The 15,965-nt window shown below is 59.8% G+C and carries 7 protein-coding genes; 6 read left to right on the forward strand and 1 reads right to left on the reverse strand.

Features of this window, described 5'->3' with window-relative positions; all coding sequences use genetic code 11:
- Positions 1–41: 41 nt before the first annotated feature.
- Positions 42–4,799: a glycosyltransferase gene (locus AC0VYB_RS02025; RefSeq protein WP_475384978.1), complete on the forward strand. Its 4,758-nt coding sequence runs from the start codon at positions 42–44 to the stop codon at positions 4,797–4,799.
- Positions 4,800–4,902: 103 nt separating this feature from the next.
- Positions 4,903–7,449 (forward strand): heparinase II/III family protein, encoded by a 2,547-nt coding sequence (locus tag AC0VYB_RS02030; protein WP_475384979.1) that lies wholly within the window; start codon positions 4,903–4,905, stop codon positions 7,447–7,449.
- 269 nt (positions 7,450–7,718) lie between these two features.
- Here AC0VYB_RS02030 and AC0VYB_RS02035 read toward each other — a convergent pair whose 3' ends face one another.
- The gene (locus tag AC0VYB_RS02035) at positions 7,719–9,500 is read right to left on the reverse strand and encodes a glycosyltransferase family protein (protein WP_475384980.1); all 1,782 of its coding nucleotides are present in this window, start codon (positions 9,498–9,500) and stop codon (positions 7,719–7,721) included.
- A 532-nt stretch (positions 9,501–10,032) separates the two neighbouring features.
- On the opposite strand from AC0VYB_RS02035, the gene AC0VYB_RS02040 reads away from it, so the two are divergent.
- Genes AC0VYB_RS02040 through AC0VYB_RS02055 form a run of 4 tightly spaced genes read left to right on the forward strand, consistent with a single transcriptional unit; the run spans position 10,033 to position 15,957 of the window.
- A complete protein-coding gene (locus tag AC0VYB_RS02040; protein WP_475384981.1) occupies positions 10,033–11,919 on the forward strand; it encodes a polysaccharide biosynthesis protein in 1,887 nt (628 codons plus the stop codon).
- Positions 11,916–12,953: an MraY family glycosyltransferase gene (locus AC0VYB_RS02045; RefSeq protein ID WP_475384982.1), complete on the forward strand. Its 1,038-nt coding sequence runs from the start codon at positions 11,916–11,918 to the stop codon at positions 12,951–12,953. The genes AC0VYB_RS02040 and AC0VYB_RS02045 overlap by 4 nt, the downstream gene beginning before the upstream one ends.
- Entirely contained in the window at positions 12,950–14,218 is a 1,269-nt protein-coding gene (locus AC0VYB_RS02050; RefSeq protein WP_475384983.1) for a glycosyltransferase family 4 protein, read from the forward strand. The genes AC0VYB_RS02045 and AC0VYB_RS02050 overlap by 4 nt, the downstream gene beginning before the upstream one ends.
- Positions 14,215–15,957 (forward strand): glycosyltransferase family 4 protein, encoded by a 1,743-nt coding sequence (locus AC0VYB_RS02055; RefSeq protein WP_475384984.1) that lies wholly within the window; start codon positions 14,215–14,217, stop codon positions 15,955–15,957. Before AC0VYB_RS02050 ends, AC0VYB_RS02055 begins: the two co-directional genes overlap by 4 nt.
- Positions 15,958–15,965 lie beyond the last annotated feature (8 nt).

Consider the following 15,965-nt stretch of genomic DNA (forward strand, 5'->3'; position numbering starts at 1 on the left):
AGACAGTAGATGGTGAACTTCGGATTCCGTGAGGATGATTGATGCATAACGACGAGCGGCGGCAACCGAATCAACAACAGGAATTTCTCTTCAAATACTTCGCCGCGAATCCGAATGAGTTGTTCCGAGAATATTTGGACCTGACTCAGCGCGAGTCTCAAAACACGAGCCACGAGTCTGAAGCTCGCAATTTTGAGCATCGACTGAAAGAGCTTAACCGCGAAAAGGCTGAAATTGAGCGCAAGTTGGCCACTGCTCGAAGTTCACTAGACGCCTATCGAAAAGAAACCCGTCGACTCAAAGATGATCTGAAACGGGTCCGCGGTTCGCGTAGCATGCGAATTGGTAGGGCAGTCACTCAGTCATTGAATGCATTTCGTCGAGCTCCGAGTGCTCGGAGTTCAGGAGAGCAATTGGAGGCGGCTGCTTCTCAAAGCTCGCCTGCACCCGCCGTCGAATCCGTTAAACGGTCAGGTAGTCAATCCAAAGCAAAGATCGTCTTAGGTTCAGAATCAGAAGCTGGCAACCAACCGAGCACGGCGGTTGATTCCTGCAAGGACGCCGCTTCGTCTATAGAACCGCGACCCGCGACAATACTATGGGAACTTAGCGACGAGCAGCTTGAGGAACGGCTTGTGGACGAGCCGGCTGTGGACGTGCTGAGCGCGTTGCTCAACCGAACTTGGTTTCAACGCGGCAATATATCCAAATGCGAGGGCCTGCTGGCGGCCCACCACGATCTTGCAGAGAATCTATCTGCACAAGGGAAAGAGTTGGTGGCTCGAATCCGCGGTGCGGCGCGGATGCGGCGAGGAAGGGTCAGCATACCCCCGCGATCCCATAACGCCGCATATCGCGTCGAATCCGGCCGCGTGATGTACTGCGTGCACTCAGACCCCGTGTTTGATTCCAATGGCTACTCGACCCGCACGCGGGGTCTGGTCGAGGCTCTGCACGAGGCGGGCGTCGACATTTCGGTCGTCTCTCGTATTGGTTACCCTTGGGACGTTCACCCCGGTGCCGCTCCCAAGGACAGCGTGCGCGACGTGGCCGAACTGGGTGGTGTGGAATACGTTCATCTGCCGGGCGCGAATATTAATCGTGACCCCATCGACGAGTACGTCCTCAAAGCAGCCGACGCCTATGTGCGTGAGGCGAAGATACGTCGTCCGCAGCGCATTCATGCGGCCTCTAACTTTCGACAGGCGCTCGCCGCGCTCATCGCGTCGCGTCGCGTCGGTGTCCCCTTCGTGTATGAAGTCCGCGGCCTGTGGGAGCTCACAGAAGCCGCGTCCAAGGAGGATTGGGAGCACAGTGAGCGTTTCGCACTGCAGGTGGAACTTGAGAACCTTGTAGCGACTGAAGCCGATCACGTCCTTGCGATCACCGCACAGGTGCGTGATGAGCTGATAGCACGCGGAGTCGCCCCTGAGCGCATCACATTAGCTCCTAACGCAGTCAATGCTGATGAGTTCGTTCCGCTTCCGCCAGACCGTGATTTTGCCCGGAGCATCGGAGTTACGCTGGACTGTCCAGTGATCGGTTTCGCGGGCAGTCTTGTCACGTACGAGGGTCTTGATATTCTCCTCGAGGCAGTTCGGATGGTCCGCGATCGGGACATTCGTGTCCAGGTGGTCATAGCGGGTTCGGGCCCAGCGGCAAAGGAACTGCACGCGCTGACAGAGCAACTGCACCTCAAGGACGATGTGACGTTCGTTGGCAGAGTGCCTAACGAAGATATTCCGCGGCTAATGAGCGTAGTGGATGTAATGCCGTGCCCACGGTTGTCCACCCGTGTGACGGAGCTCGTTTCCCCGCTCAAACCACTCGAGTCGTACGCGGCAGGCAAGGTCGTGGTGCTCTCCGATGTCAGTCCCCAAGTGGACCTTGCGCCACCGGCGAGTGGTCGAGGCTTCCTCTTTCCCGCCGGCGACCCCGCGGCGCTGTCAAACGTGCTCATCGAGGTTTTGCTGAATCCCGATACTGCGCGCGCCGCGGCCCGCGCCGGTCGACTCTGGGTAGTTCGAGAGCGCACGTGGACAGCACTGAGTTCCGAAATTCGCGCGGCATATGAAAGCGCAGACCGGTATTGGACGTCATCTCTCGCTGAAGTGCCTCGAAAACCACTTGAACAGATCCGGCTCGGCATCATCGCCGATGAGTTTACGACTGAAACCCTAAGCCACCGAGTTCAGGTCGTCCCCATTTCTCGCGAGGATCCTCTCGCGGTTCTTGATCAAGATCTGGACGCCGTTTTCATCGAATCTGCTTGGGAAGGAAACGATGGAGAATGGTTCCGCGGCGTTGGCCATTACGGTGAAGAAGAGTTCGAGGCGCTCGAACGCTTGTTGCGGAGTGCCGGGGACAGGGGCATCCCCCGAATATTCTGGAACAAAGAAGACCCCGTGCATATCCGCCGCTTCCTGCCCACAGCAGTGCATTTCGATCACGTGTTCACCACAGACGCGTCTCTGCTGAGTGACTATCTTGCTGCGGGTGAATCGACTGTGCGGACCGCTTCGGCATTGCCGTTCTACGCCGAGCTCTCCCTGCATAACCCGGTGCAGACGCCTGCTTCGCTGGGCGCGCCGACGGCGATGTACGCAGGCACTTACTATGGGGACCGCTATGCTGCTCGCTCCAAGGAACTTGTCGCGATGTTGCGAGCGGCAGTGCCGCACGGCTTGACGATCTACGACCGTCAGTATGGCAAGCCGGATTCGCCGTACCACTTCCCTCAAGAGTTCGCGCCGCAGGTGCGCGGATCTTTGCCCTACTCCGAAGTGCTGAGCGCTTATCGTTCACATTTCGTCAACCTCAACGTCAATTCCGTAACTGACAGCCCCACAATGTATTCCCGCCGTGTTGTTGAGATTGCCGCGAGCGGCGGCGTCGTGCTCAGCGGCCCCGGTCGCGGGGTCGACGAGACGTTTGGTGGAGCAATTCCTTCCTCGCGTGACCCGTATTTCCACCGGGCGCTGTTGCGTGCCTGGAACTCCGATCCTGAGGAGCGCTTCGACGAAGCGTGGTTCCAACTTCGTGCCGTCGCACGTGCGCACTCTACTGAGACAGCGTTGGCAATCATGTTGCGCACCGCCGGAGTCGGAGTCGACGGGCTTTGCGATCCGCGGTATATCGCGGTATTGGACTGCGGCTCTTCTGCCACTGCGATTGAAAATACACCTGTGGCCGGGGCTCGCGGTGAGGAGCTGTCGTCGAAGCTGACGGCTGTGGTCACCCAGTCTGTAAAGCCCGCAGCTGTAGCTGTGCCTCAGGAGGAACTGGCCGACGTACAGCGGCTCACTGACCTAACCGTTATCACTCTGGAGGAAGCGCAGGAGTGGTTGCAGGGCGCACGCGCTGAGGCTCTCGTCGATTTCACCGAACCCACGTCACGCACTTTCGTTGAGGATCTCCTCATTGCCCACCGGTTCCGCGGTGACACCACGATCACAGCCCGGGAGTTCGAACCTGGCGACGACTCTCGCCTGCTTGCCGCGCCTGCCGATCAGCTTCCGATTCACAAGACTGACCGAGTCATCGGTGCATTCACAATGAGCGTTCGCGCAGACAAAGCAGTCAAAGAAACAGGGGTGGAGGTGGCCCCGGACGAAGAATCACGACCTCATTCCGCATCAGGTGTCGGCGCACTGTCTTTGATCGTTCCCCCGGCGCTACCTCCAGCTGCTCCGGAAATGGAGACATCAGCTGATGAGCCGGTGAGCACAGTTCCGCCCACAATCGACAACGCGGGCGCTCGCCCCGCCGTAGTTCTCATCGCAGGTCACGACCTCAAGTTCCTCGCGCCCTATATTGCCGACCTTGAGGAACAGGGGCATACGGTGCTCATCGACCAATGGGCTGGACATAGTGGCCACGATGAGGAGAAGTCCCGTTCGCTTCTCGCACAAGCCGATGTCGTCTGGTGTGAATGGGGGCTGGGGAACGCTGTTTGGTACTCCGAACACATCACATCTTCTCAGCGCTTAGTGGTGCGCGTTCATCTTCAGGAGATCGATCTGCCCTATCTGCGCAGAATAAACAAGGACACAGTCGATGCTTTCGTCTTCGTCGGTGAGTTGATCCGGCGCTCCGCTATCGAGGGGCACGAGGTCCCATCCGACCGAAGCTTTGTCGTTCCCAACTTCGTCCGCACCGATGCGCTCGCCAGGCCCAAGACCGAGGCCGCGGCACATACCCTGGGCCTTGTGGGCATCGTGCCCCAACGCAAGCGCCTTGACCTGGCCGTCGACCTCGTCGAAGCACTGCGCGAGAATGATTCGCGGTACCGACTGCGCATCAAAGGTAAGCGCCCCGAAGAGTACTCGTGGATGGACAAGCGACCCGAGGAGATGCAGTTCTACCGCGAGCAGTTCGACCGCATCGACCGTATCAACGGAGCTGCGAATGAAGAGGTTATCGGTTTCGACCCCCACGGCCCTGACATGGCTGAGTGGTACACCGGGATCGGCACAGCAATCTCACTCAGCGATTTTGAGTCGTTTCACCTCACTCTCGCGGACGGCGCGGCCAGCGGGGCCGACGCGGTCTCGCTGGCATGGGATGGTGCCGACCTCATCTACCCTGATTCGGTTCTATACCCAGACGTCGCGACCATGGCTGCGGGAATCTTCAACCTGGAAGAGCGCGACCGGAGAAAATGTGACCTCAAACACGTGGTCGCTTCCTTTGACGAACACGTTGTTTATCGACAGTTCACCGCTCTCCTGCTCGGGAAAGAAGCCGGCGATGGCCAGTCAGCAATTATGATGCGACCCGGGGAGCCGCCGCGTGTATGATCGGACCGCGCCCACGGTCGCTGATTCGGTCCGAAGGCTCTTGCCGGTCAATCACGGCCCGTGGACCCTCGCACGGACACGAACCTCGATTCACAAGCGAACTGTGCGTCTCGGTGCCGTCGACTCGTCACCGATCGACCCCAAAGCGTTGTGGGAATACGGGACGAATCGGTCTCGCGGACGCCACGCGCACGGATTCACATTCGTCGCTGACTGGCTCGGTGCTGCTCCCAACCTCGACGAAAAAGACGCTGCGGATCTGTCAGAGTTGATGCATGGCATGATACTTGCGTGGAACGAAAATTTCGGCATGTTGCGTGATTCCGCCCCGGAGATGGCGTTCCACGACGAGACCACGGCGCAGCGCCTACTGGGAGTCGTTGGAGCGCTCGACCGCTTTGCCTTGACAGACCAACAACGTGTTGGTCTGACTGATTTCGCCCGTCAGACGGCAGCGATCCTGGTAGAGCCCGACTTCTACGGCGGCGTCAACAACCACGGAATGTTCCAGGATCTTGCTCTGCTGGCATGGTCGTCTCTAGTCTCGACGGCCGATGACGAGCTCGGCGACCGCGCATGGGAACTTGCCGCAGATCGTCTGCACGCCTACTTTTCCACGTGCTTCACCGTGGAAGGTGTGCACGTGGAGAACACGCCCACATACCATGTCATGGTCGCACGCTACCTTCCGATACTCTCGGATCTGTTTGTCCTCACCGGATCTGCAGGTGCAGACCTCTACGATCGCCTACTGCCCGGCGCGGTCGCATACGCGGTTCACAGTGTGACACCGGAAGCATTCTACCCCCCAGTTTCGGACACTCACCACCGTCGACTGGATACCGCCGCAAATCTATCGACTTTTCCCGGTGGGGAGTTCGAGTACGCGGCGACGGGTGGTGCCCGTGGCAAGCGACCAGACACACGTACCAAAGTATTCCCGACGTCGGGGTATGCCATGACCCGCTCTGCATGGGGTGACCCGGGCGCTACTTTTGTCCACTTTGTATGTGCCTATAACGCCGATTACCATAAGCATTCCGACGAGCTGAGCATCTACCTGCGTTCAGGAGGCCGGGACCTGCTGTGCGAGGCCGGCCCCTACGGGTACAACTGGCGTGACCCGTTCACGAAGTACGCTTATTCTTCTGCCGCCCACAATTCTTTGGTTATCGGCGGAACTGGATTGCCCCGAACCGAACCGCAAATTCAACGCGACAAGGGCGAACGCCCTATGAACGCACTTGAGGTCCGAATCGCGGAGGACGATGAGATCGACGTAATCGGCACGACGTGCAGGTTCCGCGGTCGCATTTGGCGTCGGAGTCTCAATGTGCGACATGGGGCTGAGCCTGCGGACTCGGTTCTGACGATCACGGACACGATTCGTTCGGAAGTTGGTTCCGAGGACCTGACCTTCTTCTGGCATATGGGTCCCGGGTTGACCGTGAACCTGAGAACCGCAGGCGCCGAGGTGTTCGACGGAACTGAGAAAGTCATGGAAATCGAGTTCCGTGCTGAGTCTGCTCTGAAGCTGCGGGTCGTCGAAGGCAGTGAGGATCCGAGCATCCAAGGTTGGTACTTTCCTGACTTCGGTCAAAGCATTCCCGCCCCCGTCATCCTTTTGGACATACACGCTGCGGATCTCACATTGACGACGGAGGTAAGGCTGTCTGACTTTGTGTGGACTCAGGGCGAACCAAGGAGTTTCAACGACGCCCCCGAGCCGGTTGAAATCCTCAACGTGGGTGAACAGGCGTTGGAAACCTGGTCTTCGCTGGGATCGAGCAAACACGGCGTACTGATTATCACCAATTATACCGACGACGCTCATCGGCATCGCCTGGTCGCCGCGCTTGCCAACTCCGATCACACGGTCGTGTACATGACCAACATGGTGGGTCTGACCACTGAACCAAAGAACTCAGAACCGAAGCGCCTCGGTGCTGAAGTTGGAGCCGAAGACACTACCCCTGGAGGGCTGCCACCCGAAGAGGTCGTACAAGCAATCACCGACCTCATCCATTCGCAAACTAAGCGTGGTGTGCAAATGAGTGTCGCTACAGTTGGGCAAAGCTTCGGACCTGGCGCACTAGCAGCTTTGGAAACTAAGGTGCCGCTAATCGCTTTCGACCCAGCCCTTCCATACTCACCAGGAGACGCCCGTGGTGGCGGGGTCGAGGAGCGCATTTCCGAGCTGGCGTCGGATCGGCAATACGGCGACGTCGAAGTTGTTTCCACCAGTGATTCGATTGACGATGTCGGCCGCATCCTTTGCCTAGTCGGCTCGTCGGTGAGCGTCCATCACAAGTTCGACGATCTTCTGCGTGCAGATGTTGAAGACAGCTTCTCGGGCTTTCTGGCAAACGTCCTCGACGCCAGAGAAGGGACTTCGCTGAGATACTTCGCAGTTTATGACCGCGTTTCAAAGGAATTCATCCTAGAAGTGCCCGACGCTGTCGACGCCGAGGTCTCGGTACGGGTCTTCCACGGCAAGAAGCAAATGCACGCGATGCCGTACGCCTTCGGCGCTGTCCACCGCATTGCGTACACTGGTGCGATCGGTCCGCACCGTCTTCGGGTCCACATCCGCGGTCCCAGGTTTGCCGAGCCTATTGCTTTTACCACTACCGCGGTCCGCGTGCGCTGAGGAATGCAGGTCGCCGCCACAACTAGCATTGTGAATAGGCTCATCCGAAGGACGTGCACGTCGACTCGCCTGGTTGTCGCGTGTCATGTACTCTTCCAAGCCAGTTGACTTCGGCTTTGCTCTATTCGCAGTGTGGCGGACACCTTGGATTTGGTTCCGGTGTGGGGAAGTCTCAATCGATCTTTCTTCGGGCCAAACCACACGTGCCTGGCACCCGACAGCACCGGTGGGTTACGTGTGCCCGCACGCAGCCAATTGCCACGTTGGGTTCAGAAAAGGTAGTGGTCGGGGTTGAACCCGAAAGAATGGACGTCGCTGTTCGCAAGGAGTTCATTGTCGTCGATAGTCCAGGTGTGGCCATGGTCACCGCGCACCTGAACGAAGTTGAATCGATCAGCAGAATAGATGCGCGCGCCTTCTGAAATGAGACGTTGCTGGAGCTCGGTGTCTTCGCCGACCGTGCGTTCTTCGAACTGATGCTTTCGGAATAGTTCGCGCGCGCCGACGAGCGTCGGGCCCATGACAAGGTCGGTGAAGCGATGTTCGCGCTCCGGGAACCGGCACATGACGATGTTTCGACTTCGCAGGTGTAGGTAGTGGGCCTGCTTGCCGACTAGATCCGCTCCCGAATATCGCAATGCGGCCAGCTGATCCGACAAATAGTGTCGTCCGTAGAGGTCGTCATCATCCATCTTTGCAATTGTCTGGCCATCAGATGCTTGGATGCCTCGGTTGAGACAAGTGCCGAGTGTCTCGGTGGCATCCACGCGCACCAGTTCGAAGTGGTCGATTCCGAGATCACGTGCCTGAGCGAACAGATCCTTCGGGACGTCGATGCCGTGCGCGACCAAAATCAGCTGCTTGCCCGCGAAGCTTTGCGCCGCGTGAGTTTCAATGACATGGGAAAGATGCTCCCGACGGTTGGTCGAGACAACCGCTGACACGGTGGTCCGCAACGGATCGTCGAAATCCACCCCGATCGATTTCATCACGGTCATTGCCCTGTGGCTATACGTGTGCTCGTTCCAGATTCGACGTTGTGCCTTGTGCACGATTCGACTGCGTAACTCTTGGCTGCGGACGAGGGCCCGGAGCGTCCATTCCGCATCAGACTTCGTTTCGGGCTGAGGTACCTCATCTTGCTCGAAGAACCTTTTTGTCGCGGCGCTCGGTGTCGTCACGACCGGAGTTCCAGACGCGGAGATTTCGAATATCCTGCGCGCACACATACTGGGAGAATCCACGACCGAATTGACGTTGAGGAACACTTTGTAATGCTTGTACGCAGTGAGGAGACTGCGATAGGGCAGAGACCCTACGACCCGATCTGCGAGTCCGTCCGGGAACTGATAACGTTCGTCGTCGCCGAGGAATCTTGAGAAGATCTCGAGGCCGAAATCCATCCGATTGGAGACAGCTTCCGCGGCTCCCAGCAGTAGGTCCATCTGCGCCCTGCGCTCAGGGAACTTGTGGGCGAAGTACATTCCAGCGAAGGCGATGTCGCGGGCCGCAAAGCCTCGAGCTGGCCGAGCCGGCGAATGTATCGCTGGTTGAGCGGCGAAGGGCAGGACGTCGACCCTGTCATGTCCCAGCTCAACGCGGTACTTCGGTATCAGGCGAACGTCGCTCGTGAAGACGACATCACAACGCTTCGCCAGAGGAAGAAAGTCATCGTAGTGGGGTGGATCTTCCTTGTTCCAGAACACTGTGGTGAGTTCCCTGCGTCGGCATTCGTCCAAAAGTGCGATTACGTCAGGCTTGAGGCCGGAATCGCCGGTGAGTTGGTACTTCCATTCTCCCCCGTTGCCGTTCCACGCAGATTCGATGAACACGAAGTCAAGGTCGTCGAGCTGCCTGTTCCAGTCGGCACGACTGAGCGGAACCAGGGTCCATTCGTAGCCGAAGCTTTCGGCCGAGAACTCGTCGAGGATTACCCCGGCACGGATTTCGTCGAAGATAGGGCGCCGAGATGACCGTGGCTGCTCAGGAAACAGTTCGGTAAGAGATAAGGAGTCGAGCTTGGCTGCCCTGATCGTAGGCGCAGGTTCCACGCCGGGTTGCCAGATGCGACGCCGCCGTTGCCAGGTCCTAAACTGACCGATTCCCCCGCGCCTGAGGTGCCACAGGGCAGTCCTAACTGTGCGCATTCGCGTCGCAACCAATGTTCATGTCCCTTCTGAGCCGACAAGCTGTTTTCGATCGCTGATGGATGCTCTTGCGAACTAGAGGTGAACTCTCCGTGCCGAGTGCGATTTTGTGAACGACACGACGATGCCGTTTCTCAATGTTCACGGTGAAGCGCCGAGTTTGAGCTCTTTCGACTTCGCCTCAGACGCGATCTGTGTATCTGCCAAGTCTGGATCAATAGTACAATCGTTGAGTTGATCGGCGCTGGCCAGTGCCCTCTAGCGCTCATGGCGAAGCGGGCATTTGGCAGGAAACCGAGCGTTCTCGCTGAGTGAAATGAGGAATGTGGGAAGTAGGACTGGACCCGAAGCCTCACGCACCCGTTTCGCCAAGGATCTTCTGGCCATTGTTCGATCCTTGGCGGATGGCCTCGTCTTCGCACTCATCGTCTGTGCGATGGTTCTCTTCCGCTTCGACTTCCACCTCACGTCGCTCAGTCTCTCCGGGATGCTCGTGTCTGCGGGTATCGCCCTCGTCGTATTCCTCGTATGCGGTCCGCTCGCTGTTTATCGCGGACGCTACCATTCCGGTTCCCCGGATCAATTCGCTGCAATGGCCGGCACGGTCGCTTTGGCCGTCGGCCTGATGTGGGTGGCCGAATTCGCGTTCGCCTCTCAACTGCTGATTCCCACCAGCGTTCCCATTGCCGCGGGCGCAATGATGCTTGTAGTCAAGAGCTTGGAAAAATGGATCCGGCGAAACTATCGGCAACGACTGCGGGCGGGATCCCGTTCTTCCAAACCTGCACTCATCATCGGAGCGGGGACGCAGGGTACGCGGGCTCTCGATATGATCGCAGAAGACAGGAGCCACGAGTACGCGGCCGTTGGACTGCTCGATGATGATCCCCACAAACGCCATCTGCGCTACAACGGTATTCGCGTTTTGGGACCGATCTCCGACCTGGCCAATCAGGTCGACAGGACCGGCGCCACGGTTGTCATCATCGCGATTGCCGATCTTCCCCCCGAAATGCTCCACCGCATCGCCTCAAGCCTCGACGGTCGGCCCGTCTCTATCAAGATCCTCCCGACAATTTCCGAATCCGATCTCGGTCGTCAGGAATCACACGTCCCCGCCGTCTCGGATCTGCGCACCAGACACTTCCGCGACATCAGCCTCGAAGACCTCATCGGACGCAAACCGATCTCAACGAATATCGACGACATCTCGACCGCGATCAGCAACCGCGTGGTTCTCGTCACCGGAGCCGGCGGCTCGATCGGTTCGCAACTGTGCCGACAAGTCGCACGATTCACCCCGGCAAGACTTGTGATGACCGACCGTGACGAGTCCGGCCTACACGCGACTCAGCTCGGTCTCGAAGGATCGGCCCTGCTGACCAGCGATGACCTCGTGCTGGGAGATCTTCGAGACCCCGCATTCGTCGACGCTCTCATAGCTGAGGTCAAGCCGGATATCATCTTCCATGCTGCAGCCCTGAAACATCTCACGTTCCTCGAGCGGTTCCCCGAGGAAGCCATCCGCACGAATGTCGGCGCGAGCCTGGACCTGCTCAACGCCTCCCTCGCCAATGATGTCGATTCGTTCGTCCACATCTCGACAGACAAGGCTGTGAACGCGACGTCGGTACTCGGCCGGACGAAGTTCTCGATCGAACGCGCCATCGCCTCGGTGGCAGCCGAATCGGGGCGTCGCTACATGTCGGTGCGATTCGGCAACGTTCTCGGCTCACGGGGATCAGTCCTCGAGACGTTCGTTGCTCAGGTCGCTGCAGGTGACCCGGTGACAGTGACCGATCCCGAGGTCACTCGCTACTTCATGACAGCAGACGAAGCTTGCGAATTGGTGCTCCAAGCCGCGGCGATCGGTCAGCCGGGTGAGACTCTCGTCCTCGACATGGGTTTACCCATCAAGATCGACGACCTCGCTCGTCGGGTGATCGCGCTCAGTGGCCGCTCGGATGCCCAGATCGTCTACACGGGTCTGCGCCCGGGTGAGAAGCTCACGGAGTCTCTGCTGTCGCTTGGTGAGGAAGACATCCGCCCGGTGCACCCGTTGATCACACAGGTGAAGATCGTCCCGATTGAGATCTCCGCTCTGCGCGCCGTGGTCACTCACGCTCGTGACGCCAGTGCCTATGATCGGCGCGACGATCTGGCTTCCGAACTCGAGAGTGTCCTCGACGTTTCTGATCTCAGGGACGACGGCGCGCTCTCAACTCAGGCAACTCGAACCCTCGAGGCACAGAGGTCACGCATTGCCGACGAGGCAGACGTCACTCCCGACGAAGGCGCAGGTGTGGGGGACGCGAGCAGATGACTGTGCTGCCCGTTGTTGTCTACTTCGTCGCGGCAACAACGACGATAGGCACTGCATTGGCGGTATTCCCTTTGCTCCGCCGCGCAGGCGTCGTTGATGTGCCATCGCATCGGTCGTCACACACCGAGGTCACAGTGCGCGGCGGCGGAATCGCGATCGGTTGCGGTGTCACCATCGCGACGATCGTCGCCACCGTATGGAACATACTTGAGAACGGTGCCTTCGGGCTCGGCGGAATCCTCATGTCCGTCGGTTTCCTCGTCCTGACCTGGTGCTATTCGGTGATCGGAATGAGTGACGATCTCGATTCGCTTCAACCTGTCGCACGTCTGATCGGCCAGGTGGCGCTGGCGCTCATCTTCAGTGGATGCATCACGCTGGTCTCGGACCATGGAATCTCCCAGGTGATCGTCTTCGCGGCGATCGGTGTAACCCTTGTCAATGCGGTGAACTTCGTCGACGGACTCAACGGCTACGTCACCGGCTGGGCGATCGTCACCGGCTCTTGGTACGCTTTCGTCGCTTCATGGACCGGGCAGGACGACGTCATGTTGCTCGCACTGGCGCTGACAGGAGCCGCCTGCGGCTTCTTACCCTTCAACATTGGGAGGGCACGAGCGTTCCTTGGAGATACCGGAAGCTACGGGATCGGGGCAGCAGTCTTCGCTCTCGCCGTGTGGCTCTTCGTCTCTGGTACTCCTATTGTCGTTGTCGTCGCACCGCTCGTGTTCGTTCTCTTCGATGTCGGATCCACGATTGTGTGGCGGCTGTTCCAGGGCGAGAACATCCTCCTCGCTCATCGCAAGCACATCTATCAGCGGATCCAACAGGCCGGTTGGTCCCACGGGACGGTGTCGCTGTTTCACGCCGCGCTCACAGTAGTGGCATGTGTGCTCGCCGTGCCGACCCTCATCTCCGGGAACACTGCTTCGACCTATCCGGCGCATGTGTTCTGGGTCGGCCTGATCGTGCTCTACACCTTCGTTCCGCTGTGGCTGCGACGACGCGACCCGACTCGGACGGTGGCGGCGTGAGGATCCTCCTGTTCTCGCACTACTACTGGCCGGAAGTCGGAGCGCCGCAGCGCCGGTGGAGCACCTTGGTCAGTCATCTCATTGCCAACGGCCATGAGATCGTCGTCGCCGCCCCGCATCCTCACTATCCGTATACTCGGCGCGACGAGTTCTTCGGATCACGCGTCGGGCACCGGCGAACCCGCGTTGAGGCTCGTCTGGGTGGAAGTTGGGACACGGGGGAATTCGGTGAGCGCATCATCCGCGTGCCCTATCTCCACAGTGGAGCGTCGATGGCCCGGCAGATGCTCGACCAGACGGTCGCGGCAGCGGCAGCGGTCAGCACCTCGCTACGCTCCATGCGGGGGACACAGCGACCCGACGTCATCATCTCGACCACACCGGCGCTGCCGACGCTGCTGGCCGGCGATGTCGTGTCCCGACTGCTTCACGTACCCCATATCGCCGAGGTGCGCGATGCGTGGCCGGACCTCATCCATGAATTGTCTCTGGTGACGAATGCGACGGGACGCTTACTCCCAACGGGTCTGACCGGAAAGCTCGAGGACTCTGTTCTGCCCGGATTCTTCACGAGGGCGCAGCAACGCGCCGCGGCTGTCGTCGTGACCACAGAGAGCTTTGCCCACCGTCTTCGCGATCGAGGTATCAACGCGACTGTGGTGCGGAGTGGGGTGAGCCGCGCGGAGATCGAATCCGAGAATTTCGACGCCGGTGTCCGGTCGCAGAGCCGCGACGGGGTGAATCTACTCTACGTCGGCACAGTCGGCCGGTCACAGGACCTGGGTTGTGCCATCCGGGCCGCGGCGCTGGTGCCGGGAGTCTGCCTACGAATCGTCGGAGACGGAGCGGACAAAGCCGCCCTTGTCGCATTGGCGGAGAAGCTCGCCGCGCCTGTCGACTTCTACCCACAATCGACAGGCACCGAACTTGCGTCGCATTGGGACTGGGCGGACGCCGGCCTCGTCAGTCTGGGTGATGTTCCCGCACACACTCGCACGGTGCCGTCGAAACTGTATTCGCTGATGGTTCGACGTGTGCCCGTATTGGGCATCGTCGCGGGGGAGGCTGCAGAGATCATCACAATCAACGGTGCAGGAATCGTGGCGCATCCAGGGGACATCGCTTCGATCGCCGAGGCGATGAGGCTCTTCTCCAGTTCAGTCGTCGAACCGAGTCTCCGTGCGCGGCAGTGGGCGGTCGACCATGCCTCGGTGGAGGTCATGGGCAGTTCCTACGACGCCTTATTGGAGGAGGTGTGCCGGTGAATCCGCTCTTCTTGTGTCGGCAGATGGTCAACGTGATCGCCACGACAGCGGCACACGTGTGTGAGGACAGGGTCTTCTTCGGCATGCAACTCGCGAGGCGCCTTCCCTCCTCGGCATCGCGAACGGTCGGTCGGCTCCTCAAGCCTCTCCCCAGCCCCGCGAGCCGAACGGCAGCGGCATGGCTGCTCGGAAAGGAATCTTGCGCTCGCGAGCTGGTCAGCAAGTACGAAGCAGCGCGGCCCTCGCGTCTTCTCGGTGAGATTGCGCTCAACCTCGGTCAACTGGAATCGGCAGCGCGGATCGCCGACAGAATCGCCAACGGTTCGTCACTGCGCTCGAGAGTTCTCTGGAGCGATGGACGCATCGATGACGCCATCGCCGCACTCGACGACGGCGGCAGGCGCCGGCGTCTCGTCGCTGAGAAGCGGTCGCTTGAACCCGGATGGTGGCCAGAAGTCTCCGGCGTTCCATCGCGGGACCGAGCGCCGACCGAACATGGTTCGGCACACCCAGCGTCTCTGCATGTGCTGACGAACTCCCTTCCGCATACGCGCTCGGGCTACGCCTATCGCAGCCACCTCATTCTCAAGACCCTGCGGGATGCCGGCCATACAGTGATGGCCGCGACCCGCCCTTCCTACCCGATGACTATCGGCAGGCTGAGTCCGACGCCTGTCGAATCCGTGGACGGCGTCGATTATCTCCGCTATGTCCCGCTGCTGCCGACCAGCACACCCACGGCGCGCCTGAATGAGCAGGTGAGTTGGATATCCGACCAAGTCTCCCGGCGAGAAGTCGATATTCTGCATACCACCACGCATTACGTCAACGGGCTGGCTACCGGTGCCGCAGCGCGTGCGATCGGAATTCCTTGGGTCTATGAAGTCCGAGGAGTGCTGGAGGAGACCTGGGCCGCGGCCGGCGGTGGAGTCGCGGCGCGCGCGGCCCGTCGAGCCAGCCAGCGTTTCGCCATGATGCGGGAGAAGGAAATCGAGGTCGCTCGAGCCGCCGACGCCGTCATCACCCTGGGGGAGACGATGCGGGAGCATCTCATCGACAGTGGGGTCCCTGCAGATACGATTACCCTGATTCCCAACTCGGTGTCAGAGGCCGTGGTCAATGCCGACGTCACACGGTCCCCAGCGGAAGTCAGAGCCGAACTCGGCTTGCCCAGAGACGGCATTTGGGTAGGGACCGCGGCGTCAATCGTCGGGTACGAAGGTCTGGACGACCTCGTCGATGCAGTTGCGATCGCCCGGAGTCAGGGAGTCGATCTCCGGCTCCTCGTCGCCGGGGACGGTGTGGCACTTCCCGAGTTGCGCGAGCGAGCGGCAGCGCTCGGAGACAGTGCGGTGTTCACGGGGCGAGTCTCTCAGCCCGCCGCGATCGAGTACCAGCTTGCGCTCGATGCCATCGTCGTGCCACGGAAGGACGAACCAGTGTGTCGGCTCGTCACGCCAATCAAACCTGTCGAAGCGATGGGTCTGGCGCGACCGGTGGTCATCTCCGACCTTCCCGCTCTGAGAGAATTGGTACCAGCCAAGGCTGGGCGGTGGACCGATCCGGAGAACCCGCAGTGCCTGGCCGCTGTGCTCGCCGAGCTCGCGCTAGATGCGACGGCAAGAGAGCGCTTCGGAAATAGTGGTCGAGAGTATGTGTTGTCAACGAAGCGGTGGAAGGACATCGGTCAACGTTATGGTGAGGTCTATGCCCAGCTGTTGGGAGCGGAACCGAAGTGAGTAAGTCC

The organism is Brevibacterium sp. Z349TD_9 (assembly GCF_056173565.1).